Source organism: Aquabacterium sp. J223 (genome assembly GCF_024666615.1).
GTDB lineage: Bacteria > Pseudomonadota > Gammaproteobacteria > Burkholderiales > Burkholderiaceae_C > J223.
In genome coordinates, this window is sequence record NZ_CP088297.1 from 718328 (window position 1) to 741987 (window position 23660).

The 23660-nt window shown below is 69.6% G+C and carries 30 protein-coding genes and 1 tRNA gene; 22 read left to right on the forward strand and 9 right to left on the reverse strand.

Annotation, left to right across the window (positions count from 1 at the left end; all coding sequences use genetic code 11):
• Window positions 1-7: 7 nt before the first annotated feature.
• The 17 genes from rpsN to LRS07_RS03530 all read left to right on the forward strand — a co-directional run bounded on the left by rpsN (window position 8) and on the right by LRS07_RS03530 (window position 9606).
• On the forward strand, window positions 8-313 hold the full coding sequence (gene rpsN, locus LRS07_RS03450; RefSeq protein ID WP_260500616.1) for a 30S ribosomal protein S14: 306 nt from the start codon (window positions 8-10) through the stop codon (window positions 311-313).
• A gap of 24 nt (window positions 314-337) precedes the next feature.
• Window positions 338-730, forward strand: coding sequence for a 30S ribosomal protein S8 (gene rpsH / locus LRS07_RS03455; RefSeq protein WP_260500617.1), 393 nt, complete (start codon window positions 338-340; stop codon window positions 728-730).
• Between the two features lie 19 nt (window positions 731-749).
• The gene (gene rplF / locus LRS07_RS03460; RefSeq protein ID WP_260500618.1) at window positions 750-1283 is read left to right on the forward strand and encodes a 50S ribosomal protein L6; all 534 of its coding nucleotides are present in this window, start codon (window positions 750-752) and stop codon (window positions 1281-1283) included.
• Window positions 1284-1294: 11 nt separating this feature from the next.
• Window positions 1295-1666, forward strand: coding sequence for a 50S ribosomal protein L18 (gene rplR / locus LRS07_RS03465; protein WP_260500619.1), 372 nt, complete (start codon window positions 1295-1297; stop codon window positions 1664-1666).
• Window positions 1667-1691: 25 nt separating this feature from the next.
• Entirely contained in the window at window positions 1692-2210 is a 519-nt protein-coding gene (rpsE, locus tag LRS07_RS03470; protein WP_260500620.1) for a 30S ribosomal protein S5, read from the forward strand.
• Window positions 2211-2232: 22 nt separating this feature from the next.
• Window positions 2233-2418 (forward strand): 50S ribosomal protein L30, encoded by a 186-nt coding sequence (gene rpmD / locus LRS07_RS03475; RefSeq protein ID WP_260500621.1) that lies wholly within the window; start codon window positions 2233-2235, stop codon window positions 2416-2418.
• A 25-nt stretch (window positions 2419-2443) separates the two neighbouring features.
• Window positions 2444-2875, forward strand: a complete 432-nt coding sequence (gene rplO, locus LRS07_RS03480; protein WP_260500622.1) for a 50S ribosomal protein L15 — start codon at window positions 2444-2446, stop codon at window positions 2873-2875.
• A 33-nt stretch (window positions 2876-2908) separates the two neighbouring features.
• Window positions 2909-4219, forward strand: a complete 1311-nt coding sequence (secY, locus tag LRS07_RS03485; protein WP_260500623.1) for a preprotein translocase subunit SecY — start codon at window positions 2909-2911, stop codon at window positions 4217-4219.
• Between the two features lie 83 nt (window positions 4220-4302).
• Window positions 4303-4416: a 50S ribosomal protein L36 gene (gene rpmJ / locus LRS07_RS03490; protein ID WP_035036301.1), complete on the forward strand. Its 114-nt coding sequence runs from the start codon at window positions 4303-4305 to the stop codon at window positions 4414-4416.
• A gap of 41 nt (window positions 4417-4457) precedes the next feature.
• A complete protein-coding gene (gene rpsM / locus LRS07_RS03495; RefSeq protein WP_260500624.1) occupies window positions 4458-4823 on the forward strand; it encodes a 30S ribosomal protein S13 in 366 nt (121 codons plus the stop codon).
• Between the two features lie 39 nt (window positions 4824-4862).
• Window positions 4863-5267 (forward strand): 30S ribosomal protein S11, encoded by a 405-nt coding sequence (rpsK, locus tag LRS07_RS03500; protein WP_260500625.1) that lies wholly within the window; start codon window positions 4863-4865, stop codon window positions 5265-5267.
• 170 nt (window positions 5268-5437) lie between these two features.
• Window positions 5438-6061 (forward strand): 30S ribosomal protein S4, encoded by a 624-nt coding sequence (gene rpsD / locus LRS07_RS03505; RefSeq protein WP_260500626.1) that lies wholly within the window; start codon window positions 5438-5440, stop codon window positions 6059-6061.
• A gap of 140 nt (window positions 6062-6201) precedes the next feature.
• A complete protein-coding gene (locus tag LRS07_RS03510) occupies window positions 6202-7188 on the forward strand; it encodes a DNA-directed RNA polymerase subunit alpha (protein WP_260500628.1) in 987 nt (328 codons plus the stop codon).
• Window positions 7189-7260: 72 nt separating this feature from the next.
• Window positions 7261-7662, forward strand: coding sequence for a 50S ribosomal protein L17 (gene rplQ, locus LRS07_RS03515; protein ID WP_260500629.1), 402 nt, complete (start codon window positions 7261-7263; stop codon window positions 7660-7662).
• A gap of 93 nt (window positions 7663-7755) precedes the next feature.
• A complete protein-coding gene (locus LRS07_RS03520; RefSeq protein WP_260500630.1) occupies window positions 7756-8679 on the forward strand; it encodes an ATP-binding cassette domain-containing protein in 924 nt (307 codons plus the stop codon).
• A 20-nt stretch (window positions 8680-8699) separates the two neighbouring features.
• Window positions 8700-9485 carry an ABC transporter permease gene (locus tag LRS07_RS03525; RefSeq protein ID WP_260500631.1) on the forward strand — a complete coding sequence of 262 codons (786 nt, stop codon included), beginning with the start codon at window positions 8700-8702 and terminating at the stop codon, window positions 9483-9485.
• A gap of 44 nt (window positions 9486-9529) precedes the next feature.
• Window positions 9530-9606: transfer RNA gene (locus tag LRS07_RS03530), tRNA-Met, on the forward strand.
• A gap of 136 nt (window positions 9607-9742) precedes the next feature.
• Here LRS07_RS03530 and LRS07_RS03535 read toward each other — a convergent pair.
• From LRS07_RS03535 to LRS07_RS03575, 9 genes are all read right to left on the reverse strand, one after another.
• Window positions 9743-10735 carry an MBL fold metallo-hydrolase gene (locus LRS07_RS03535; protein ID WP_260500632.1) on the reverse strand — a complete coding sequence of 331 codons (993 nt, stop codon included), beginning with the start codon at window positions 10733-10735 and terminating at the stop codon, window positions 9743-9745.
• Window positions 10732-11442, reverse strand: a complete 711-nt coding sequence (locus LRS07_RS03540; RefSeq protein ID WP_260500634.1) for a TetR/AcrR family transcriptional regulator — start codon at window positions 11440-11442, stop codon at window positions 10732-10734. Before LRS07_RS03540 ends, LRS07_RS03535 begins: the two co-directional genes overlap by 4 nt.
• Before the next feature lie 124 nt (window positions 11443-11566).
• The gene (locus tag LRS07_RS03545; protein ID WP_260500635.1) at window positions 11567-12268 is read right to left on the reverse strand and encodes an energy transducer TonB; all 702 of its coding nucleotides are present in this window, start codon (window positions 12266-12268) and stop codon (window positions 11567-11569) included.
• Entirely contained in the window at window positions 12265-12702 is a 438-nt protein-coding gene (locus LRS07_RS03550; protein WP_260500636.1) for an ExbD/TolR family protein, read from the reverse strand. The genes LRS07_RS03545 and LRS07_RS03550 overlap by 4 nt, the downstream gene beginning before the upstream one ends.
• A gap of 4 nt (window positions 12703-12706) precedes the next feature.
• Window positions 12707-13132 carry an ExbD/TolR family protein gene (locus tag LRS07_RS03555; protein ID WP_260500637.1) on the reverse strand — a complete coding sequence of 142 codons (426 nt, stop codon included), beginning with the start codon at window positions 13130-13132 and terminating at the stop codon, window positions 12707-12709.
• 24 nt (window positions 13133-13156) lie between these two features.
• On the reverse strand, window positions 13157-13984 hold the full coding sequence (locus LRS07_RS03560) for a MotA/TolQ/ExbB proton channel family protein (RefSeq protein ID WP_260502030.1): 828 nt from the start codon (window positions 13982-13984) through the stop codon (window positions 13157-13159).
• Window positions 13985-14039: 55 nt separating this feature from the next.
• Window positions 14040-14387: a fumarylacetoacetate hydrolase family protein gene (locus LRS07_RS03565; protein ID WP_260500638.1), complete on the reverse strand. Its 348-nt coding sequence runs from the start codon at window positions 14385-14387 to the stop codon at window positions 14040-14042.
• On the reverse strand, window positions 14384-14953 hold the full coding sequence (locus LRS07_RS03570) for a fumarylacetoacetate hydrolase family protein (RefSeq protein ID WP_260500639.1): 570 nt from the start codon (window positions 14951-14953) through the stop codon (window positions 14384-14386). Before LRS07_RS03570 ends, LRS07_RS03565 begins: the two co-directional genes overlap by 4 nt.
• Before the next feature lie 36 nt (window positions 14954-14989).
• Entirely contained in the window at window positions 14990-16462 is a 1473-nt protein-coding gene (locus LRS07_RS03575; protein WP_260500640.1) for a carotenoid oxygenase family protein, read from the reverse strand.
• Between the two features lie 221 nt (window positions 16463-16683).
• Here LRS07_RS03575 and LRS07_RS03580 point away from each other — a divergent pair, with 221 nt between their 5' ends.
• The 5 genes from LRS07_RS03580 to LRS07_RS03600 all read left to right on the forward strand — a co-directional run bounded on the left by LRS07_RS03580 (window position 16684) and on the right by LRS07_RS03600 (window position 23631).
• Entirely contained in the window at window positions 16684-17175 is a 492-nt protein-coding gene (locus LRS07_RS03580) for a DUF3237 domain-containing protein (protein WP_260500641.1), read from the forward strand.
• 17 nt (window positions 17176-17192) lie between these two features.
• Window positions 17193-18317 (forward strand): amidohydrolase family protein, encoded by a 1125-nt coding sequence (locus LRS07_RS03585; RefSeq protein ID WP_260500642.1) that lies wholly within the window; start codon window positions 17193-17195, stop codon window positions 18315-18317.
• The gene (locus tag LRS07_RS03590; RefSeq protein WP_312028349.1) at window positions 18317-19801 is read left to right on the forward strand and encodes an aldehyde dehydrogenase family protein; all 1485 of its coding nucleotides are present in this window, start codon (window positions 18317-18319) and stop codon (window positions 19799-19801) included. The genes LRS07_RS03585 and LRS07_RS03590 overlap by 1 nt, the downstream gene beginning before the upstream one ends.
• 75 nt (window positions 19802-19876) lie before the next feature.
• On the forward strand, window positions 19877-22342 hold the full coding sequence (locus LRS07_RS03595) for a TonB-dependent receptor (protein WP_260500644.1): 2466 nt from the start codon (window positions 19877-19879) through the stop codon (window positions 22340-22342).
• A 2-nt stretch (window positions 22343-22344) separates the two neighbouring features.
• Window positions 22345-23631 (forward strand): spinster family MFS transporter, encoded by a 1287-nt coding sequence (locus tag LRS07_RS03600; RefSeq protein ID WP_260500645.1) that lies wholly within the window; start codon window positions 22345-22347, stop codon window positions 23629-23631.
• Window positions 23632-23660 lie beyond the last annotated feature (29 nt).

The window sequence follows — 23660 nt, forward strand, 5'->3', positions numbered from 1 at the left end:
GTGCACCGTGGCAAAACTGTCGCTCAAACAACGTGAGCTGAAGCGCGAGCAACTGGTCGCGAAGTACGCCCGGAAGTACGCCGAGCTGAAGGCCATCATCGACGACGCCAAGCGGTCCGAGGAAGAGCGTTACGGCGCCCGCCTGGAACTGCAGAAGCTGCCCCGCAACGCGAACCCGACCCGCCTGCGCAACCGCTGCGGCATCACGGGCCGTTCGCGCGGCACCTTCCGCACCTTCGGCCTCGCCCGCAACAAGATCCGCGAGCTGGCGTTCCGTGGCGACATCCCCGGTGTCGTCAAGGCCAGCTGGTAATCGGCGAGATCAGGAGAACACACCATGAGCATGAGTGATCCCATCGCCGACATGCTGACCCGCATCCGCAACGCGCAGATGGTCGAGAAGGCCACCGTCGTGATGCCCGCGTCGAAGCTGAAGGTGGCCATCGCCCAGGTGCTGAAGGACGAGGGCTACATCGACGGCTTCGCCGTCAAGGGCGACGCCAAGGCGGAGCTCGAGATCGCGCTGAAGTACTACGCCGGCCGTCCGGTGATCGAGCGCATCGAGCGCGTGAGCCGTCCCGGCCTGCGCATCTACAAGGGCCGGCACGACATTCCCCAGGTCATGAACGGCCTGGGCGTCGCCATCGTCACCACCCCGAAGGGCGTGATGACCGACCGCAAGGCCCGCCAGACGGGCGTGGGCGGCGAAGTGCTGTGCTACGTCGCCTGACGACACCGAGGTAACCGCTATGTCCCGCGTTGGAAAAATGCCGATCGCCGTCCCGCAGGGCGTCGACGTGGCCATCACCGGCGAGCAGATCAGCGTCAAGGGTCCGCAGGGCACGCTGACCCGCCCGCTGCACAAGCTGGTCGAGATCAAGAAGGACGGCAGCACGCTCAGCGTGGCGCCGGCCAATGAAAGCGCCGAAGCCGACGCCATGAGCGGCACGGTGCGCGCGCTGCTGGCCAACATGGTCAACGGCGTGAGCAAGGGCTTCGAGCGCAAGCTGACCCTGGTCGGCGTGGGCTACCGTGCCCAGGCGCAGGGCGCCAAGCTGAACCTGCAGATCGGCTTCTCGCATCCGGTGGTCAAGGACATGCCGGCCGACGTGACCGTCGCCTGCCCGACGCAGACCGAGATCGTCATCAAGGGTGCCGACCGCCAGGCCGTCGGCCAGGTGGCCGCCGAGGTGCGCGCCATCCGCCCGCCGGAACCCTACAAGGGCAAGGGCGTGCGTTACGCCGAAGAGCGCGTGGTCCTCAAAGAGACCAAGAAGAAGTAAGGAGCCGCAGCATGACGACCCTGAACAAGAAGGATCAGCGCATCCGCCGCTCCCGCCAGACGCGCCTGCGCATCGCGACGCAGCGCATGGCCCGGCTGACGGTCTTCCGCTCCAACCTGCACATCTACGCCAGCGTCATCTCCGACGACGGCCAGAAGGTGCTGGCCACCGCGTCCACCGCCGAGAAGGAAGTGCGCGAGCAGCTGGGCGGCGCCGGCAAGGGCGGCAACGTCTCCGCCGCCTCCATCATCGGCAAGCGCATCGCCGAGAAGGCCAAGGCCGCCGGTGTCGAGAAGGTCGCCTTCGACCGCGCCGGATTCGCCTACCACGGCCGCGTCAAGGCGCTGGCCGAGGCCGCCCGCGAAGCCGGGCTCCAGTTCTAACGCGCGGCCAGCCAAGGAAGAACAAATGGCAAAGTTTCAGCCCCGCATGCAGACCGAGGCCAACGAGGACGGTCTGAAGGAAAAGATGATCGCGGTCAACCGCGTGACGAAGGTCGTCAAGGGTGGTCGCACCCTGAGCTTCGCCGCGCTGACCGTCGTCGGCGACGGCGACGGCCGCATCGGCATGGGCAAGGGCAAGGCCAAGGAAGTGCCGGTGGCGGTGCAGAAGGCCATGGAGTCGGCCCGCCGCAACATGGTCAAGGTCAGCCTGAAGAACGGCACCGTGCACCACAACATGGTGGGCGAGCACGGCGCCGCCCGGGTGCTGATCGCGCCGGCCAAGCCCGGTGACGGCATCATCGCCGGCGGCCCGATGCGCGCGGTGTTCGATGTCATGGGCGTGACCGACATCGTGGCGAAGAGCCACGGTTCGACCAACCCGTACAACATGGTCCGCGCCACGCTGAACGCGCTGAAGAACTCGACCACCGCGGCCGAGGTCGCGGCCAAGCGCGGCAAGTCGGTCGAAGACCTCTTCAACTGACCGGCCCGGAAGGAATCACGTCATGGCTGACGAAAAGAAAACCCTGAAGGTCAAGCTGGTCCGCAGCCCGATCGGCACCCGCGAGTCGCACCGTGCGACCGTGCGCGGCCTCGGCCTGCGCAAGCTGGGCAGCGAGTCGGTGCTGGAAGACACGCCGGCCGTGCGCGGCATGATCAACAAGATCGCCTACCTGGTGCAGGTGCTGTAAGGCGCCGCACCGACCGGGAAAGAACATGGAACTGAACACCATCAAGCCGGCCGACGGCGCCAAGAAGCCGCGCCGCCGCGTCGGCCGCGGCATCGGCTCCGGCCTGGGCAAGACCGCGGGCCGTGGCCACAAGGGCCAGAAGTCGCGTGCCGGCGGCTTCCACAAGGTGGGCTTCGAAGGCGGCCAGATGCCGCTGCAGCGCCGCCTGCCCAAGCGCGGCTTCAAGTCGGCCTCGCTGAAGTACAACGCCGAGGTCAGCCTGGCCGACCTCGAGCGCCTGGGCGCCGAAGAGGTGAGCCTGGTGTCGCTGAAGGCCGCCGGCCTGGTCGGCGAGCTGGCGCGCGTCGTCAAGGTGATCAAGTCCGGCGAGCTGACCAAGAAGGTCGTGCTCAAGGGCGTCGGCGCCACCGCGGGTGCCAAGGCGGCCATCGAGGCCGCCGGCGGCTCGGTCGCCTGAGCGCGCTGAACCGGCGCTAGACGAAGAGGGTTCGTGGCCACCAACGCCAATCAGCTCGCCAGGAGCGGCAAGTTCGGCGACCTGCGTCGCCGGCTGGTCTTCCTGCTGCTGGCGCTCGTCGTCTACCGGGTCGGGGCGCACATCCCCGTGCCGGGGATCGACCCCAACCAGCTGCAGCAGCTCTTCAAGAGCCAGCAGGGCGGCATCCTGAGCCTGTTCAACATGTTCTCGGGCGGCGCGCTGTCGCGCTTCACCGTGTTCGCGTTGGGCATCATGCCGTACATCTCCGCGTCGATCATCATGCAGCTGATGACCTACGTGGTGCCCTCGCTGGAGGCGCTCAAGAAGGAAGGCGAGGCCGGCCGCCGCAAGATCACGCAGTACACGCGCTACGGCACGCTGGGCCTGGCCATCTTCCAGTCGCTGGGCATCGCCCTGGCGCTCGAGGGCTCGCCGGGGCTGGTCATCAGCCCGGGTTTCGGCTTCCGCATGACGGCGGTGGTGAGCCTGGTCGCCGGCACCATGTTCCTGATGTGGCTGGGCGAGCAGATCACCGAGCGCGGCCTGGGCAACGGCATCTCGATCCTGATCTTCGCCGGCATCGCCGCCGGCCTGCCGAGCGCGATCGGCGGCCTGCTGGAACTGGTGCGCACCGGGGCGATGAGCATCCTGGCGGCGCTGTTCATCGTGGCCATCGTGCTGCTGGTGACCTTCGCGGTGGTGTTCGTCGAGCGGGGGCAGCGCAAGATCCTCGTCAACTACGCCAAGCGACAGGTCGGCAACAAGGTCTACGGCGGCCAGTCGTCGCACCTGCCGCTGAAGCTCAACATGGCCGGCGTCATCCCGCCGATCTTCGCGTCGTCGATCATCCTGCTGCCCGCGACGGCGGTGGGCTGGTTCGCCACCGGCGAGGGACTGCGCTGGCTGAAGGACCTGTCGGCGGCGCTGTCGCCCGGCCAGCCGATCTACGTGCTGCTGTACGCGGCGATGATCGTGTTCTTCTGCTTCTTCTACACCGCCCTGGTCTTCAACAGCCGGGAGACGGCGGACAACCTGAAGAAGAGCGGCGCCTTCATCCCCGGCATCCGGCCCGGCGAGCAGACCGCGCGTCACATCGACCGCATCCTGTCCCGCCTGACGCTGGCCGGCGCGGTGTACATCACGCTGGTGTGCCTGCTGCCGGAGTTCCTGGTGCTGCGCTACAACGTCCCGTTCTATTTCGGCGGCACCTCGCTGCTGATCATCGTGGTGGTCACCATGGACTTCTGGTCGCAGGTGCAGAGCTACGTGATGAGCCAGCAGTACGAGTCGTTGCTGAAGAAGGCGAACTTCAAGGCCGGTTGAGCGATCGACCCGCCGTGTGATTGGTTTGCGTCCGCCGGTCTTTGACCGCCGGGGGGCGTCAGTGGAAGGTCAAGGAGAAGACCATGAAAGTCTCGGCATCGGTGAAGAAGATGTGCCGCAATTGCAAGATCATCCGCCGCAAGGGTGTGGTGCGCGTGATCTGCACCGACCCGCGCCACAAGCAGCGCCAGGGCTGACCCCGGGCGTGCGCGCAACGTAAGAATCGATTGGCAAGAACATGGCACGTATCGCTGGTATCAACATCCCGCCGCACAAGCATGCCGAGATCGGTCTGACCTCGATCTATGGCATCGGCCGCCCCACCGCGCAGAAGATCTGCGAGGCGGCCGGCATCCCGCTGTCGAAGAAGATCAAGGACCTGACGGACACCGACCTCGAGCGCATCCGCGAGGAAGTCGGCCGCCTGACGATCGAAGGCGACCTGCGCCGCGAGATGTCCATCAACATCAAGCGGCTGATGGACCTCGGCTGCTACCGCGGCTTCCGCCACCGCCGTGGCCTGCCGGTGCGTGGTCAGCGCACCCGCACCAACGCGCGCACCCGCAAGGGCCCGCGCAAGTCCGGCGCCGCCATCAAGAAGTGATGCGCTGACGGCGTCGACGACGATTGAAAGAAGGTCAACATGGCTAAAGCACCGCAGAACACCGCCGCGCAGCGCGTGCGCAAGAAGGTCCGCAAGAACGTTGCGGACGGCATCGCGCACGTGCACGCGTCGTTCAACAACACCATCATCACGATCACCGACCGGCAGGGCGGCGCGCTGTCGTGGGCCTCGTCCGGTGGCCAGGGCTTCAAGGGATCGCGCAAGTCGACGCCCTTCGCCGCCCAGGTTGCCGCCGAGGTGGCCGGCCGTGCCGCGCAGGAACAGGGCATCAAGAACCTGGACGTGCGCATCAAGGGCCCCGGCCCCGGCCGCGAGTCGTCGGTGCGGGCCCTGGCCGCCCTCGGCATCCGCATCAACATGATCTCCGACGTGACGCCGGTGCCGCACAACGGCTGCCGGCCGCAGAAGCGCCGCCGCATCTGATCGGCGCCGGCGGCGCAGGCCGCCGACATTTCACCAGCCCACTGTCCGAAGCGGCGGGCGACCGGGCGCGATGAGCGCCCGGCCGGCCTTCCAACAACACCCGCAAGGACTCGCGGCCAGGCCCCTGGTACGGACAGGGCCGGCCGTCAGATTCAACCAAGGAACCGCAAGTGGCACGCTACCTCGGCCCCAAGGCCAAACTCTCCCGCCGTGAAGGCACCGACCTCTACCTGAAGAGCGCCCGTCGGGCGATTGCCGACAAGGCGAAGTTCGACACCAAGCCGGGCCAGCACGGCCGCACCTCCGGCTCGCGCACCAGCGACTTCGGCCTGCAGCTGCGCGAAAAGCAGAAGGTCAAGCGCATGTACGGCGTGCTGGAGCGTCAGTTCCGCCGCTACTTCGCCGAGGCCGAGCGCCGCAAGGGCAACACCGGCGCCACGCTGCTGCAGCTGCTGGAGTCGCGCCTGGACAACGTGGTCTACCGCATGGGCTTCGGCTCGACCCGGGCCGAGGCGCGCCAGCTGGTGTCGCACAAGGCGATCACGGTCAACGGGCAGGTGGTGAACATCGCCTCCTACCTGGTCAAGGCCGGCGACACCGTCGCCGTGCGTGAGAACAAGCGCGCCCAGCTGCGCATCCAGGACGCGCTCAAGCTGGCCCAGTCCATCGGCATGCCCGACTGGGTGCAGGTCGACGCCACCAAGATGGAAGGCGTCTTCAAGAAGGCGCCGGACCGCGACCAGTTCGGCAGCGAGATCAACGAATCGCTGATCGTCGAACTGTATTCGCGCTAAGCGGATCGGGGCCGCGCGGCGGCTCCGCTGTTTCGTATGAGTTGGCCACGCGTACCGGGCGCGGGGCACCGTATCCACCACCCGGGTCCATCAGCCTTATCGGTGTAACGAGCCGAGGGTATTGAGAGGAACACGATCCAATGCAAACCAATCTGCTGAAACCCAAGGCCATCCATGTGGAGCCGCTGGGCGGCCACCGCGCGAAGGTGACGCTGGAGCCCTTCGAGCGCGGCTACGGCCACACGCTGGGCAATGCGCTGCGCCGCGTGCTGCTGTCGTCCATGGTCGGCTATGCGCCGACCGAGGTGACCATCGCCGGCGTGCTGCACGAGTACTCCACCGTCGACGGCGTGCAGGAAGACGTCGTCCACATCATGCTCAACCTCAAGGGCGTGGTCTTCCGCCTGCACAACCGCGACGAGGTCACGCTGGTGCTGCGCAAGGAAGGCGAGGGCCCGGTGACGGCCGCCGACATCCAGACGCCGCACGACGTCGAGATCATCAACCCCGAGCACGTCATCGCCAACCTGGCGCATGGCGGCAAGCTCGACATGCAGATCAAGGTCGAGAAGGGCCGCGGCTACGTGCCGGGCAACCTGCGCCGCTACGGCGACGAGCCAACCAAGGCGATCGGCCGCATCGTGCTGGACGCCTCGTTCTCGCCGGTCTCGCGCGTCAGCTACACGGTGGAGAGCGCCCGCGTCGAGCAGCGCACCGACCTCGACAAGCTGGTGATGGAGATCCAGACCAACGGCGCGATCAGCCCCGAAGAGGCCATCCGCGCCTCGGCCAAGATCCTGGTCGAGCAGCTGGCCGTCTTCGCGCAGCTGGAGGGCAGCGAGATCGCCGCCTTCGACCAGCCGGCGCAGCGCGCCGCGCAGTTCGACCCCATCCTGCTGCGCCCGGTCGACGAACTGGAGCTCACGGTGCGCTCGGCCAACTGCCTGAAGGCCGAGAACATCTACTACATCGGCGACCTCATCCAGCGCACCGAGACCGAGCTGCTGAAGACGCCGAACCTGGGCCGAAAGTCGCTCAACGAAATCAAGGAAGTGCTGGCCTCGCGTGGTCTCACGCTGGGCGCACGCCTCGAGAACTGGCCCCCGCAGGGCCTGGACAAGCGCTGAGCTGAACGCTCGGCAGGTGCAACCCCCGGTACCTGACACGGCCGGGGGAACAACGAAGGAAAGGAAAGCACCATGCGTCACCGCCACGGACTCCGCAAACTCAACCGCACCAGCTCGCATCGCCTGGCGATGCTGCGCAACATGTGCGTCTCCCTGCTCCAGCACGAGGCCATCAAGACCACCGTGCCGAAGGCCAAGGAACTGCGCCGCGTCGTCGAGCCGCTGATCACCCTCGGCAAGGAGCCGACGCTCGCCAACCGCCGGCTGGCGTTCGACCGCCTGCGCGACCGCGACATCGTCAGCAAGCTCTTCAACGAGCTGGGCCCGCGCTACGCCGCGCGCCCGGGCGGCTACACCCGCATCCTGAAGATGGGCTTCCGCGTCGGCGACAACGCGCCCATGGCCTTCGTCGAACTGGTCGACCGGCCGGAGCCGGCGGCCGCCGACGGCGAGGCGACGGCTTCGGCCGAGTGAGCTCGTGACGACGCGCCCACCGGTGCTGCCGGTAGCGCTCGCAACAAAGCCGGCCCGAGGGCCGGCTTTTTTCTTGCCAAGTCCCCTTCGACCATGACCGCCGCCGCCCTGCTCGACGTCACCGACCTGCGCAAGCGCTACGGCGACCACACCGTCGTCGACGGCCTGTCGTTCGAGATCCGCGCCGGCGAATGCCTCGGCGTCATCGGGCCCAACGGCGCGGGCAAGACCACCACGCTGCGCATGTGCCTCGGGCTGACCGCGCCCGACGAGGGCCGCATCGAGGCCTTCGGCCTGCCGCTGCCGCAGAAGGTGCGCGAGGCCAAGGCCCGGCTCGGCGTGGTCAGCCAGTTCGACAGCCTCGACCCCGACTTCACCTGCGCCGAGAACCTGCAGGTCTATGGCCGCTACTTCGGCCTCGGCCGCGCGGTGCTGGCCGAGCGGGTGCCGCAGCTGCTCGAGTTCGCGGCCCTGCAGTCGAAGGCGAACGCCAAGCCGGGCGAGCTGTCCGGCGGCATGAAGCGACGGCTGAGCCTGGCCCGCGCGCTGGTCAACGACCCAGACCTGCTGCTGCTCGACGAGCCCACCACGGGCCTCGACCCGCAGGCCCGCCACCTGATGTGGGAGCGGCTGAAGCTGCTGCTGCAGCGGGGCAAGGCCATCCTGCTCACCACCCACTTCATGGACGAGGCCGAGCGGCTGTGCGACCGGCTGCTGGTGCTCGACCAGGGCCGCAAGATCGCCGAGGGCGAGCCGCGGGCGCTGATTGCGCGGCACCTCGAACCCGAGGTGGTCGAAGTCTTCGGCGATGGCGCCCTGGCGGCCGCCGAGGCCCACCGCGGCCTGGCGCAACGGGTAGAGGTCAGCGGCGAGACCGCCTTCTTCTACCTGCGCGATTCGGGGCCGCTGCTCGGTGAACTGGGCCGGCAGCCGTCGCTGCGCACCCTGCACCGGCCCTCCAACCTCGAGGACCTGTTCCTCAAGCTCACCGGCCGGCAGATCCGCGACGACGCCTGAACCGGTTGAAAGCGCTGACCATGGCCACCTCCCTGCTCGTCCTGCCCCGACCGACACGCCGCGCCTGGCCGGTGGTGCGGCGCAACCTGCTGGTGTGGCGCAAGCTGGCGCTGCCCAGCTTGCTGGGCAACATCGCCGAGCCGCTGATCATTCTGGTCGCCTTCGGCTACGGACTGGGCCCGTTGATCGGCGAGGTCAGCGGGCTGCCCTACATCCTCTTCCTGGCCTCGGGCAGCATCTGCATGAGCACCATGTACGCGGCGTCGTTCGAGGCCATGTACTCGGCCTTCTCGCGCATGCAGGTGCAGAAGACCTGGGAGGGCATCCTCAACGCCCCGGTGTCGCTGGACGACATCGTGCTGGCCGAGCTGCTGTGGGCCGGCCTGAAGGCGCTGTTCAGCGCCACCGCCATCGCCCTGGTGCTGGCGGTGCTGGGCGTCAGCCGCGAGCCCGGCCTGCTGCTGGCGCTGCCGGTGCTGTTCCTCACCGGCCTGAGCTTCGCGGCCATCGCGCTGGTCTTCAACGCGCTGGCCAAGGGCTACGACTTCTTCACCTACTACTTCACCCTGGTGCTGACGCCGATGAGCTTCGTCTCCGGCGTGTACTTCCCGGTGGCGCAGCTGCCCGGCTGGCTCCAGGGCCTGGCGCCCTGGCTGCCGCTGGGTGCGGCGGTGGAGCTCGTGCGGCCGTTGGTCATCGGCGAATCGCCCGCCGCGGTGGCACGACCCCTGGCCGTGCTGGTGGCCTATGCGGTGCTGGGTTATGGGCTGGCGCTCGCCCTCACGCGACGTCGCTTCCTGCGTTGAGGCCGTGCGCGACGACGCGCTGTGTTATAGTCCCATCCTTCAGTCGCGGGGTGGAGCAGTCTGGTAGCTCGTTGGGCTCATAACCCAAAGGTCGCAGGTTCAAATCCTGCCCCCGCAACCAGCTTCAGAAGCAAAGGCCCGCCGATGGCAAACGACCGTCGGCGGGCCTTTGCCATTCAAGGTCCGCATGAAGGTGGCGTTGGGCTTCTGCCGCCGACGGTTCGCGGGAGTGGCCCTGCCGCCGTGAGCGGACCGCGTCAGTCGTGGGGATGCGGGCAGTGCGCACCGTGCCGTGCGCAGCCGGCCAGCTTCAGGCGCCGGTACCGCCCCGACTCGGCCATCACCTCCAGCAGCGGCCGTGGCGTGGCGCCGAACTCGACGTAGAAGGTGTGAACGTTGCCGAGGATGCGCTCCTCGTCGGCCCAGCCGCCGAAGGCGTCCAGCGCGATGTCGCGGGCCGCCTCCTCGTAGGGCAGGCCGGCGTCAAAGCGCTTGCGAGCCTCGGTGCGGAAGTAGGCGATGTAGTCCTTCAGGCCCTGCACGCCGCGCTTGTCGGTGAGCGGCCCGTGGCCCGGCACCACCTGCTCCACGTCCCAGGACAGGATGCGATCGCAGGCGGCCAGCCAGCTGTCCACACCGCCCGGGAAAAGCAGCGGGTGCACCTCGTGGAAGAGCACGTCGCCGGTGAAGACCAGGCGATCGGCGGGCACATAGGCCACCACGTCGCCGCGGGTGTGCGCCGGGCCGACCTTGATCAGTTCCACCGTCTTGTTGCCGACGCTGAGCGTCAAGGTCTGGTCGAAGGTGCGGGTGGGCATCCGCTGCTCGGTGGTGTGCACGCCGAAGCGGCCCATCACCTCGTGCATGTACTGCCCGGCCTCGCCGAAGCGTTGCCAGTGCTGCAGCATCTGCTTCATCGGATTGTCGGGGCCGTCGATGAAGAGCATCTCGGCGGCGGCCTCAACCGAGGCGATGATCTCGGCCTCCTGCAGCAGCAGGTTGCCCGCAGTGTGGTCCGGATGGGCATGGGTGTTGAGCACGGTGCCGATGTGGCGCGCCGCCGGGATCTGGGCGCGCATGCCGTCGAGCATCTCCTGCGTCAGCGGCAGGTTGGTCAGCGTGTCCACCAGCAGGCATTCGTCGCCGTCGGTGATGAGGCCGGCGTTGGACAACCCGAAGCCGCCGTCGGGCTGCAGCCAGGCCCAGGCGCCGTTGCCCAACTCGTGCAGGCCCTTGGTGTAGGTCGTCATGCGGTGTTCCTGTTCTTGCGTGCGGACGGACGGGAGGTGCGCTGTGGCGGCGCGCTCATGAGGGTGCACAGGCCGGCGATCAACTCGTCCAGGCCGCGGCGCTGGTCCAGTCCGTCGAAGGCGCCGCGCGACAGCCGCTGCAGGCGGTCGCGGCTACTGACCGCATGCTGCAAGGTGCCGAACACCGCGTGCAGCCGCCAGTAGAACGACTCGTCGTCCAGCTGCGGGCAGGCCTGCCGCAGCAGCCGAACGGTGCGCAGCGAGGTTTCGTCGATGAGGTTCGCGCGCACCCGCAGCACCTCCGGTGCGGCGCTGGTGTTCAGGCAGGCGAGCAGGCGGCCGACCTGCTGGCGCTCCTGCTCGGACTGGTCCTCGTGCAGCAGCGCCGGGGCGAGGAAGGCCTCCAGCACCTCGCGCAGGTCGGGCACGCCCCCGGCCGCGCGGACCAGGCACTCGTCGAGCCGGCGGATGCGCTCCTCGGCCACCGGCCGCAGCCGGCGCTCGCACATCTCCTCGAGCAGCGCCTCCTTGGAGCCCCAGTAGTAGTGCAGCGCGCCCAGGTTGGCGCCGGCGGCTTCGGCGATGGCGCGCACCGAGGTGCCGTCGTAACCACGCTCGCTGAACAGCCGTTCGGCGGCGTCGAGGAACCGCGCACGCGCGCTTTCGGCGGGACGGGCACGGCGTGCGGTCTTGGCGGCGGTGGTCATGGTCGTCATCAAGGCGTATGGGGGCCTGTTCACAGGTCCGGCCTTCGGCGACGGGCTGCCCGCCGCGCGCATGGCGGACGCTCGATCGATGCTAGCAAAGCGCACCGATGGCACGAGACGGGCCTCATTCGCGAAAGCTGATGTCGAACTCCACCGCCACCTCGTCCACGCCGTCGAGCCGGCATTCGAAGCGGCGGACCGCGGCCAGCACGGCGCGCTGGTAGTCGCGCGGGCCGGACAACACCTGCGCGTCGGCCACGCGGTCGTGCCGCACGACGAAGCGCACCTTCACCGTGCCCGCCACGCCCACCCGCTCGTACAGGCTGGACAGCGAACCCTGCAGGGTGTCCTGGTAGCCGGGACAGGCCACGCCGACCTCCAGCCGGTCCGGACGCGGCTTCGGCGCCTCAACCACCGGTGGGGACGGCGGTGCAGCCGGTGGTGGGGCCACCGGCTGCGTGCTCTGCACCGCGGTGAGGGCGGGGGCCGGGTTGGCCGCGGGCGGCGGGGTCACGTCCGGCGGCGGCACGAAGGCCGGCGGCGGCGGGGCCTGCGGCTTGGGCACTTCTTGCTTGACGACCTGCTTGGGTGGCGGCGGTGGCGGCGGTGGTGGTGGTAGCTTGACCTCCTCCACCAGGGTCGCCGTCAGCGGCTTCTTGACGATCTGGATGGCGTGCTGGCCCAGCCCGGACCACAGCGCCCAGCCCACCAGGGCGTGGAAGGCCACCATCACCGCCACGCCCGCCGGCGCGAACCGGCTGCGCGGGGCGAACGCCTTGCGGTGCACGGCGGTCGGTCCGCGCAGGGTCACGGCGGGGGTGCTCATCGAACGAACTGCTCCGAGCCGACCACACCGATCTTGGACAGCCCCAGCCGCTGGGCCGAGGCCAGCACCGCGGCCACCACCTCGTAGCGCGCCTTGCGGTCGGGCCGTAGGTGCACCTCGGGCTGCACGGCGCGCTCGGCCTCGCGCGCCATGCGGCGCTCCAGTTCCTCGCGCGTGGTCAGTGCCTCGCCGTCCCACAGCACCACGCTCGCCGCGTCGACGTCGATGCGCAGCACCTCCGGCTTGAGGGCGCTGGGCGGCGGGCTGCCGGTGGGCATGTTGAGGTTGACCGAGTGCAACTGGATGGGGATGGTGATGATCAGCATGATCAGCAGCACCAGCATCACGTCGATCAACGGCGTGGTGTTGATGTCCACCAGCGGGGCGTCGTCGCGGGCGGGGCCGCGGTGGGCCTTCGGGGAGTGGCGGCGCATGGGGCTACGGCCGGGCGGGCGGCTCGGTGATGAAGCCGACCTTGGTGATGCCTGCGCGCTGGCAGGCGTAGAGGATGCGGCCGACCGGTTCGTAATCGCTCTTCCAGTCGCCGCGGATGTGCACCTCGGGCTGCGGGTCCATCGCCCCGACCTTCTTCAGCCGCTCGATCAGCTGCTCCTGATCCTTGACGCGGGCGTCGAACCAGAAGACGCCGCCGCGGCCGTCGACCGAGATCACGATGTCCTCGGGCTTGGTCTCGCGCACCTGGTTGCGCTCCTTGGGCAGCTCCACCGGCACCGAATAGTTCACCGCCGGGATGGTGATGAGGAAGATGATCAGGAGCACCAGCATCACGTCGACCAGCGGCGTGGTGTTGATGGCCGAGACGACCTCGTCCTCGCCGCCGGCGGCGGGCAGTTGCATGGCCATGGAACGCTCCGCGGGGTGCGGCGGTCAGGCCGGCTGGCCCGAGGCCAGCAGCACCGAGTGCAGTTCGTTGCTGAAGTCGCGCACGTCGTCCATGACGCTGGTGTTGCGCCTGAGCAGCCAGTTGTAGCCCAGCACCGCGGGCACCGCGACGGCCAGGCCGATGGCGGTCATGATCAGCGCCTCGCCGACCGGGCCGGCCACCTTGTCGATGCTGGCCTGGCCGGCGATGCCGATCGCGGTCAGCGCGTGGTAGATGCCCCAGACCGTGCCGAACAGGCCGATGAAGGGGCTGGTCGAGCCCACCGTGGCCAGCAGGCTCATGCCGCCGGACAGGCGGCGCTGCACGCGCTCGGTGGCGCGGTGGATGGACAGGTCCACCCAGTCGGCGAAGTCCACCTTGGCGTGCAGGCCGCCGTGCTTCTTGCTTGCCTGCAGCCCCGCCTCGGCGATGAAGCGGTAGGGGCTGCTCTCGGCCAGCCGCTCGGCGCCGGCCTGCACCGAGCCGGCGTTCCAGAAGTCGCGCTCCGCCTTGCCCGCCTGACGTCCCATGCGCCCCTGCTCCAGCAGCTTGGTGACGATGACGTACCAGCTGCCCATGCTCATGACGGCCAGGATCAGCAGGACCGCCTTGGCCACCGCATCGCTCTGCGTCCACAGCGCGTCCAGACCGTAGGGGTTGTCGACCTTGACCGCGGCCGGCTTGGCGGCGGGCGCGGTCGACGGCGCAGGCGCGGTGGCGGCCGGGGCCGGCGCGGCGCCGTTTTGAGCGAAGGCCGCGGGCGCGGCCGCGGCGAGACACAACGCCAGTGCGCGCAGGGCGCAGGCACGACGCAGCGGATTCAACAGGCCCATCATCCTTGTCTCCAATGAGGGTGCAGGTTGTTGCGGCGGGCGCGGTCGTCCGCCCTCAGGCGGTGGCCGCGACGACGCGGTTGCGCAGCACGCCCAGGTGCTCAATCTCCAGCTCGATCAGATCGCCGTCGGCCAGGAAGCGGCCTGTCTCGACCAGGGTGCCGCCGCCCACGGTGCCGGAGCCGATCACCTCGCCGGGATACAGGGTCTCGCCCTCCGAGGCGTAGGCGAGGATGGCGTCCCACCGGTGGTACATGCCGCTGGTGTTGCTGCCACCGCGGCCCATGGGTTCACCGTTCAGCCGCGCCACCATCTTCAGGTTGTAGACGTCGGGGATCTCGTCCGGCGTGACGATCCAGGGGCCGAGCACGTTGCCGCCGTCGAAGTCCTTGCTCTTGCTCATGCCCAGCCCCCCTGCAGCTCGCCGGCGGCGGTGTTGCGCACCGAGACGTCGTTGAAGATGGTGTAGCCGAAGATGTGCTCGTGCGCCTGCTCGCGCGGGATCGTGGTGCCGCGCTTGCCGGTGATGCAGGCGATCTCCAGCTCGTAGTCCAGCTTTTCGCCGTAGCAGGGGCGCACGATCTCCGCCTCGGGCCCGGCCACCGACAGGTGGTTGCCCTTGTAGTAGATGGGCTTCTGGTACCAGACGTCGGGGATCTTGGCGTTCGGGTCGATGCCCATCTTGCGCACGAAGTTGACTCCGCCCTGCATGTGCTCCTCGAACACCGAGCAGTCGCGCAGCCGGCGCGGGTTGGGCAACGGCGCCAGCAGCGTCACCTGCGACAGCGGGTGCACGCGGCCCGGCGAGCGTCGCAGCGCCTCGGCCTGCGCCAGCGCCGGGGCGCCGCCGTCGATCAGCGACAGCATGTCGCGGAAGCGGTCGCCGAGGTCGACGACGCCGTCGAGCGAGTCGGTGAGCACGCCGGGCGAGGTGCGTCCGGCGTCGGTCTTGAAGGTGACGAATTTCATGGGGTTCGGTCGTGGGGGGATGGAGACGGGGTCTGGTCAACGGCGCAGCGGGTTGGCGGGCCGCTTCCAGTGCGGCACCCACGTGCCGTGCAGGCCGGGGCGCAGGCGCACCGGGATGCGCACCAGGGCCAGCGGACCTGCCGTCACGTTCATCGCGTCCAGCACCGCCAGGTCGGTGTGGGGCTGGCCGTGGCGCAGCAGCAGCGCGATGAGGAAGCCGTCGCCCTCCGGAGCGTCGCGGCTGCGCGGCACGAACTGAACTTCCTCCAGCGTGCTGGCTTCGCCGATGAACCAGCGCTCGTGCTTCTTCTCCTCGAAGTCGAAGCGGCTCATGCTGTTGAACATCATCATCGGCCGCTCGGTGGCCACCGAGCGGGTCCAGGGCTTGAACACGTCCAGGCTGCTGATGTAGCCGTAGCGGTGGCGGCGCGTCTGCAGGCGGTCGTCCACACGCGGGAACTCGCACACCTCGTGGTCGTAGCACTCCTCGTCGAAGCCGTCGTCCGTGCGGTCCAGGTCGATGATCCAGCGCGACACATGCGGCGCGGAGGCGCCCAGGTCGAACGGTGCACCGGTGATGTCCGGGAAGAAGGGGAAGGGGTTGCCCTTGGCCACGGCGGTGTCGACGAAGATGCGCCGGCCTTCGTTCCAGCCGTTGAAGATGTGCGTGCTGTAGCGGTTGTGGCCCTTGAACCAGCGCAGGTCCTCGGCACGGCCGTAGCGCGGCATCACGCCCATGTAGACCGGCACCCGCGGATCCCAGTGGTAGTGCGGCCGGCCCTGGCGCAGCCACGCCTCGTTGCTGGTGATGGGCACGATGGGAAAGACGACGTAGTCCTTCGTGACCGCGAAGTCGTGGACCATGCCCGAGTAGGGGGCCTTGATCCACGCTTCGTGCGTGATCCGGCCGTCCTTGTCGATGACGTAGTAGGCGATGTCCGGCGTCGCCTCGCCCTTGGCGGCGAAGCCGATGGCGAACATCTCCCCGGTCTCGCTGTCGAAGTGCGGGTGCGCGGTGAAGGTCTTGCTCTTCAGCGCACCGTCGAAGGTGTGGTAGCCCAGGGTCTGCAGGCTTTCTGGGTCCATCAGCACCGGCGGCGAGTCCTCCTTCAGCGCCCACAGCTTGTCGGCATGCAGGCAGACGCCGGTGTTGGCGGTGCCGCGCACCATGCCCTTGACCGAGTCGTCGTCCGTGTACGGGTTGCGGTAGGCGCCGAACAGCGCGCGGCCGGCGCGGCGCTCGGCGACGAACTTGTCGGTGCGCACGTAGCGTGAGCGGTAGTCCACCCGGCCGTCGTCCGCGAACCGCAGCATGTGCACCAGGCCGTCGCCGTTGAAGAAGATGTCGTTGCCCTGCTTCGGCGGGAACTGCGGGTCCGGACCCACCCGATAGAAGGTGCCGCGCAACTCGGGGGGCAGGGTGCCCAGCACCTCCAGATCGCCGATATCGCTTTCGACGCGCGAGGGCGCCTGGTAGCCGGTGAAGACCGGTGAGTCAGGGAAACGCATGGGCATGGGCATGGACGCGGTGTCGACGGTGAAGACAGGCTTGGACAGGCCTGATGTCATACGATCGACCAAATTGTAGATGCGGCGCATTGGCAGCGTCAGCCCTCTTCAATTCAGCGATATCCCGTAGGTAAGTTTCCTAGCTGCAATGAGGCCTTCGCCCATTGGCAGGCTCAAGGTCGGCTACTTATCATACGTTCGACCAAACAATAAATGCGTCCATGTCGTCCTCACCGTTCAACGAACCCCGTCCCGAGCCGCGGCTTGAGTTCGCCTTCGCGGCACATACCACGCTGACGCCGCCGCACATCGTGCGCAGCCACCAGATCGGTCGCGAGCGCGCGGGCGTCTTCGTCACCCACGGCCGCTTCGAGGGTCCGCGCGTGCGAGGCGAGGTGGTGGGCGCCAGCGGCGGGGACTACGCCGCGCTGCGTCCCGACGGCGTGCTGGACTTCGACGCCCGCTACATGCTGCGCACCGATGACGGTGTGCTCATCTACCTGGAAAGCCGCGGCTACCGGTGGAGCGCGCCGGAAGTGGCCGAGCGCCTGAAGCGCGGCGAGCCGGTGGACCCGTCGCAGGTCTACATGCGCGTGTCCACGCGCTTCGAGGTCGAGGCCGGACCCTACGACTGGCTCGCGCGCAATGTCTTCATCGGCATCGGCGAGCGCCTGCAGCAGGGCAACCTCACCCGCTACTACCAGCTGCTGTGAGCCCGACCCCGGCTCCATTGGACTCCGCGTCCGACCCGTTGGTGGCACCGCTGTTCACCTGCGGCCTGCCGATCCCCGACGCGGTGACGGGCGCCAGGCCCGGTGCCCGTGGCACGCGCCGGCGCACCGTCGACATGCACTGCCACGCGCTGTGCCCGGCGGTGGAGGCGCTGGTGGCTGGCCATCCGCGCAGGCGCGACGAGCAGGAGGCGATGGACGCCGCGCAGGGTGCGGCGTCGGTGGCCCACAACCGCACGATGCTGGCCGAAGCCGGCCGCCGGCTCACCCGGCTGGATCAGCGCTTGGCCGACATGGACGCCATGGGCGTGGACGTGCAGGTGCTCAGCCCAGCGCCCAACCAGTACCACTACTGGGCCGAGGACGACCTGGCCGAGCGGCTGGTGAGGCTGCAGAACGAGCACATCGCCGCGCTGTGCGCGCAGCGGCCCGACCGCCTGGCCGGGCTGGGCACGCTGGCGCTGCAGAACCCGCGGCTGGCGCTGGTGCAACTCGACGAGGCGGTGGGCCGCCTCGGCCTGCGCGGCGTGGAGGTGTCCACCCAGGTCGGCGGCCGGCCGCTGTCCGATCCCACCTTCGAGCCGCTGTGGGCGCGCGCCGCCGAGTTGGGCTGCGTGGTGCTCATCCACCCGCTGGGCACGCAGATGGGCACGCGCCTGGCGTCGAACTACCTCTGGAACGCCGTCGGCCAGCCGCTGGAAACCGCCATCGCGCTGTCCCAGCTGGCGCTGGACGGCGTGCTCGCGCGCCACCCCGGGCTGAAGCTGTGCGCCTGCCATGGCGGGGGCTACCTGGGCGCGTACTGGGGCCGCACCGACCACGCCTGGCGCGTGCGCCCCGAGGCCCGCCGCACCCCCGAGCCGCCCAGCCACTACCTGCGCCGGGTGGTGCACGACTGCCTGGTCTATGAGCCCCGGCAACTGGCCGCCCTGATCGAGCACGTCGGCGTGCGGCAGGTGGTGGTGGGCACCGACTACCCCTTCGACATGGGCCACTACGACGTTCACGGCCTCATCGACGCCGTGCCCGGGCTGAGCGACGACGATCGGCTGGCCCTGCACGCCGGCAACGCCGAACGCCTGCTCAGCCTGGCCGGCCGGCCCTTCCGCATGGAGACGCAGTGATGGCTGATGTGGTGCCCCATGGCCGCACGCGATGGGCGTGCGCCGCCGACGGTGAGAGTTTCGCCGTGCACGACCCCGCCACCGGCGCCGTGCTGAGCGAGGTGCAGGCGAGCACCGCGGCGGAGGTGGACGCCGCCGTGCGGGCCGCCCACGCCGCGCAGCGACGGTGGGCCGGGCGCACGGCGGCCGACCGGGCCGCGGTGCTGCGCGCCATCGCCGCGCGGCTGCGCCCCGAGGCCGACGCGTTGGCGGCGCTGGAGACGCGGGAGAACGGCAAGCCCTTCGGGCAGGCGCGCTTCGCCGACATCGAGGCCTGCATCGGCTCGTTCGAGTTCTTCGCCGGCCAGCTCGAAGCCTTCGAAGGCGCGCGCCGCGCACTGGGTCCCATCGACAGCGAGGAGCAGTGGGTGGCGTACGGCGTGGTGGCCGGCGTGCTGCCCTTCAATTGGCCGCCCATCCACTTCGGGGCCAAGACCGCGCCGGCGCTGGCCATGGGCAACGCGCTGGTGCTCAAGCCCGGCGAGCAGGCGCCGCTGACGGTGATGCGGCTGGCGGAGCTGTGCGCCGAGGTGCTGCCCGACGACGTGCTGCACGTGGTGCCCGGCCGCGGCCCGACCGGGCAGGCGCTGGTCGCCCACCCGCTGGTGCGCAAGGTGTCGTTCACCGGGGCGCCGTCCACCGGCGCACGCGTGCTGGCCGCCATCGCGCCGCGCCACACGCCGGCGTTGATGGAACTGGGCGGCAAGAACCCCCTCATCGTCTTCGACGACGCCGACCTCGACGCCGCGGTGGCCGCCGCGCTGGAGGGCGCCTTCTTCAACAAGGGCGAGGCCTGCACGGCCGCCTCGCGCCTGCTGGTGCAGCGCGGCGTGTACCCACGCTTCCTCGAGCGACTGGCACCGGCGGTGATGCGCCTGCGCGTGGGCCATGGCCTGGACGGCGCCACCCACGTCGGGCCGCTGGTCTCCCGCGAGCAGCAGGCCCGCGTGCTGGACCACCTGGCCATCGGCGTGGCCGAGGGCGCACGGCTGGCCGCACAGGCGCCGCTGCCCACCGACCCTGCGCTGGCCGGCGGGTATTTCGTGCCGCCGACGCTGTTCGCCGACGTCACCCCGGCGATGCGCGTCGCGCGCGAGGAGATCTTCGGGCCGGTGACCTGCGCCATCCCCTTCGACGACGAGGACGAGGCGTCGGCCATCGCCAACGACACCGACTTCGGCCTGTTGGCCGCGGTGTTCAGCCGCGATGCCGCACGCGCCGATCGCGTTGCCGCGCGGCTGGACGCCGGCCTCGTGCTGGTCAACAACTACAACCGCAATTTCATGGGCTCGCCTTTCGGCGGCACCAAGGCCAGCGGCTACGGCCGCGAGCACTGCGTGCACACGCTGCGCGAGTTCGCCTACCTGCGCACGCTGAGGCGTCCGTCCGGGCGCGGCGAGATTCCGACATGGGCGGCGTTGAACGACCTGCTGCCACCCGCCTGACCCACCCCCCACACCCATCCCGACACCCGAGCCCACACCCGAGCCCACACCCGAGCCCACAACAAGGAGACACCGATGAACGCCCGATCCCCGCGCCGGCTGCGCCTGAGCGCCACGGCCGCTGCCGCCGGCCTGCTGGTCCTGCACCAGGCCCATGCCCAGCCCGAGCCGGCGGCGGCCGGCTCCGCCGGCAGCGGCGGCCGCGCCACCCTGCAGACGGTGGAAGTCACCGCGCAGAAGACCGTGGAGAACCCGCTGCGCATTCCCGGCTCGGTGTCGGCCATCGGCGGCGACGACCTGCAGGCCAGCGGCATCAACAACGCCGTCAAGCTGCGCGAGGCGGTGACCGGCGTGGCCGTGGTCGAGCAGGGCCCGGCGGCGTCGATCCAGATCCGCGGCGTGGGCTCCAACCCGGGCGGCGGCAACATCGACCCCAGCGTCGCGCTCAGCTTCGACGGGGTCTACCAGTCGCGCGGCGGCAGCGCTTTCGGTTCCTTCTTCGACCTCGAGCGGGTGGAGGTGCTCAAGGGGCCGCAGGGCACGCTGTACGGCCGCAACGCCACCGTCGGCGCGGTCAACGTCATCAGCCGTCGTCCGACCAGCCGTCTCGAGGGCGAGGTCACGGTGGAGGTGGGCAACTATGACCTGCGGCGTGGCATGGCGGCGGTCAACGTGCCGCTGAACGACATGCTGCGCATGCGGTTGGCGGCGCAGAAGGTCAAGCGCGACGGCTACCTCAGCGACGGCTACAACGACGCCGATGACGAGGCCGCCCGCTTCAAGCTGCTGCTGGAGCCGAACAAGGGCTTCTCGGCGCTGCTGACGCTGGACCACTACCACCGCGGTGGCAACGGCGGCGGCAACATCTTCACCGGCACCATCGCCAACTTCAACGCCAACGGCACGCCGCGGGTGAACCCGGCGGTGCCCTGGACCAATGCCGACACCCAGGTGCACACACCGGCGCGCGACAGCGGCAACCCCTGGACGCTGACGCCGGTGGTGCCCACGCCCTGCACCACGCCCGGCTGCTACAACGCCCCCGCCACCACCGGCCTCAACAGCGCCAACCATGCCGGCACCGGCCATGCCGAGCCACCCAACGGCGGGCTGAAGATCGCCAACGACGGCGCCGCGCTGGAGGTCAACGCCGACCTCGGCGGCGCCACGCTGACGGTGCTGCCGGCCTGGCGCCGCAGCTACGTCGCCAACCAGAGCGGTACCAGCGGCAACCTGCTGATCCCGGCCTACAGCATCATCGACCAGGAGCAGCGCTCTGTGGAGGTGCGGCTGGCCTCGGCGGCGGCCCGCCGGCTGCGCTGGCTGGTCGGCGGTTTCTGGATCGACGAGAACGCACCGACCACGCAGATCGCCCGCTCGCCCAACAGCGCCACGCTGACCACCGGCACCTCGACCTACACCAGCATGTCGCGGGTGCACGCGGTGTCGAAGTCGCTGTTCGGCCAGACCACCTGGGCGGCCACCGAATCGCTGCGCCTGACCACCGGGCTGCGCTACACCCGTGACGACAAGGACCAGAACGGCAACATCTACTGCCGCAGCGCCATCGCCACCGATGGCAGCGGCGCCAACTGCGCCGGCCTGTGGGCGCCCTACGCCAACGCCAACATCCCGGTCGCCACCACGTTCGGCGACAGCGCGGTGAACTACAAGGTCGGCCTGGACTACGACCTGGACAAGTCCACCATGGTCTACGCCGCGGTGTCCACCGGCTACAAGTCGGGCGGCCTGAACTTCATGCCCGACAACGGCCTCGCCGACAGCCGGGCCCGCTTCAAGCCCGAGAAGTTGACCGCGCTGTCGATGGGCGGCAAGGGCCGCGCGCTGGACGGCCGGCTGCAGTACAGCGCCGAGCTGTTCCACTGGCTGTACCGCGACCAGCAGGTGGCCATCGTCGACCAGTTCGACCGCAGCGGCACCGGCGCAGCCTCGCCCGTCGCCAACCTGCTGTTCATCAACAACCCCGGCCCGTCCAAGATCACCGGCATCGACCTCGACGCCGCCTTCGCCGTCACCAACAACGACCGCATCAACGCCTCGCTGGCGCTGCTACGGGCGCGCAACGGCAGCTTCAAGATCAACGCCACCCAGTTTGTCATCCCCACCGGACCCTCCAGCAGCCTGTACGTGCCGCTGGAGGCCGCCACCGACGTGTCGGGCCGGACGCTGCCGTTCTCGCCCACGCTGCAGCTCAATCTGGGCTACACCCGCTACTTCGACCTGAGCGACGGCGCCATCGTCACCTTCACCATCGACGGCCACTACGAGACCGCGTCCTACGTCAACTACCACCTGTACGACCCGCAGCGCCAGCCGGCGTACTTCCGCGGCGACCTGGGGCTGGGCTACACCTCGCAGAGCGGCAGGTTCTCGCTCAACGGCTGGGTACGCAACGTCACCAACGTGGCGGTGATCACCCGCGGCGCGGTGGGCGGCGGGGCCGGCGGCTCGGCGCCGGCGCACTACGCCAACATTGCCGACCCGCGCACGTACGGCGTCACGGCGACCTTCCGCTTCTGACCATGATCGCCGCCCCCCAACCCCTCACCCCGCCGCTGGCCGTGCCGGCCAGCGCGGCACGTGCCAACTACGTGCTGCTGCTGGTCACGCTGACCTATGCGGTCAACTTCATCGACCGCAACATCCTCAACGTCCTGCTGCAGCCGATCAAGCAGGAGTTCGAGCTGTCGGACACGATGCTGGGATTCATGTCCGGCATCGGCTTCACCACGCTGTACGTGCTGGCCAGCCTGCCGCTGGCGCGGCTGGCCGATCGTGCGGGACGGGTGCCGGTGATCAGCGGCTGCTTGGCGGTGTGGAGCGCCATGACCGCCGTCTGCGGCCTGGCCGGCAGCGCCCTGCAACTGGTGCTGGCGCGCTGCGTCGTGGGCGTGGCCGAGTCGGGCAGCGGCGGCCCCGGCCAGGCGCTGCTGGCCGACGTGTTTCCCAAGGAGAAGCGGGCCCGCGCGATGTCACTGCTGTCCACCGCCACCTTCCTCGGGGTCACGCTTGCCTTCGTGCTGGGCAGCGCCATCAACAAGGCCCACGGCTGGCGCATGGCCTTCATCATGGTGGGCCTGCCCGGGCTGTTGCTGGCGCTGCTGTTCGCGCTGACCGTGCGCGAGACCCCACGCCCCGCCGCCCGCGCCGAGGTGGTGCCGCTGCACGAGGCGTTGGCCTTCCTGCGCGCCCGGCGCAGCATCGTGCTGGGCACGCTGGCGTTCTGCTGCGCCTCGTTCGCCAGTGGGGCCATCATGGCCTGGGTGGCGCCGCTGCTGCAGCGGGTGCACGGCCTGTCCAACCTGCAGGCCGGGTTGACGGTGGGGCCCATCCTCGGCGGCGCGGGCATCGCCGGCGGCCTGCTGGCCGCAGCGCTGATGACCCGTCTGTCGCGGCGCGACATGCGTTGGACGCTGTGGGCCAACGCCATCTCGCTGCTGGTCGCGGCGCCTGCCATGGTGCTGTTCTGCTTCGCCCCGACACCTGGCCTGGCGCTGGCCGCGCTGGCCCTGACCACGCTGTGCTCGGGCTTCCAGATCGGCCCCTTCGTCGCGGCCCTGCAGTCGGCCACCCGGCCGCGGTTGCGCGCGCTGACCGGTGCGCTCAACATGGCCACCACCACGATGCTGGGGTTCGGTCTGGGGCCGCTGGTGGTCGGCCTGCTCAGCGATGCGCTGACGCCCGCGTTGCAGGATCAGGCATTGCGCGTCGCGCTGCTGGCAGGCCCGGTGGTGCTGCTGGCCGGCGCCTGGCTGGCGCAGCGCGCCGCGCGCCACCTGCCGGCCGACATCGAGACGGCGTCGCGCTGACCCCGCCGACGATGGCCGCTCCTCAAGGG